This window comes from Bacteroides sp. An322, from assembly GCF_002161765.1.
GTDB lineage: Bacteria > Bacteroidota > Bacteroidia > Bacteroidales > Bacteroidaceae > Phocaeicola > Phocaeicola merdavium.
This window is the reverse complement of record NZ_NFIN01000071.1, coordinates 1-626: the sequence shown is the minus strand read 5'-3', so window position 1 is coordinate 626 and position 626 is coordinate 1. Positions and strand designations below refer to the sequence as shown.

Genomic DNA, 626 nt, shown 5'->3' with positions numbered 1-626 from the left:
GATAAGGAAATCACCGCCTTTTCCCCGGATTTTATCTATGATGGCTTTCTGGAAGGACATGGCGTCTGCCGTAACTATGCATCCTGACACATCCACCTTGTCCAACAGTTTGGGCACGGAAGTTATCTCATTGCTTTTTTCTTCGCACATGTCCGTGGCAAGGGTGACACCTCCTTCAAGGGAATAGGCGGACACGATGTCGGGGTTGCGTCCGTTTTCAAGCACTGTCCCTCTCATTGCCTTGCCGTCAATGCAGATGATGTCCCCTGCAAGACCGACAAGCTCATCATGGAAGGCGGAGGTAAATTCGGACATCCGTTCAGACATGGCTTCATCATCAATATGCTTGAATATACGGCAGAGCGTAGGCTCAGAAGGTACGCCGTCCAACAAAATCCCTAAAGAGCGGAGCGTTTCAGGTTACGCTCGCCGAATCTGATTATATCCGGTCTTGTTATACACTTGCCCAGCCGTCCGAGTATTACAAGAAGAAGAATATCTTCCAGCCTGTATTTGTAATTTCCCTTGTCTGTCCTGCGGTAATCCGGCACTGATTTCACAAATTCTTTCAGATGTTTCATTATGCTGCCACGACGGCAGGCTGCATGTTTCTTTTTAATATATTA

At 47.6% G+C, this 626-nt stretch carries 1 protein-coding gene; it reads right to left on the bottom strand.

The window, feature by feature from the left end:
- The coding region (locus tag B5F91_RS14765) for an ISAs1 family transposase (protein WP_239416457.1) at window positions 1-393 on the bottom strand (393 nt) is incomplete at its 3' end.
- Window positions 394-626: the final 233 nt, after the last annotated feature.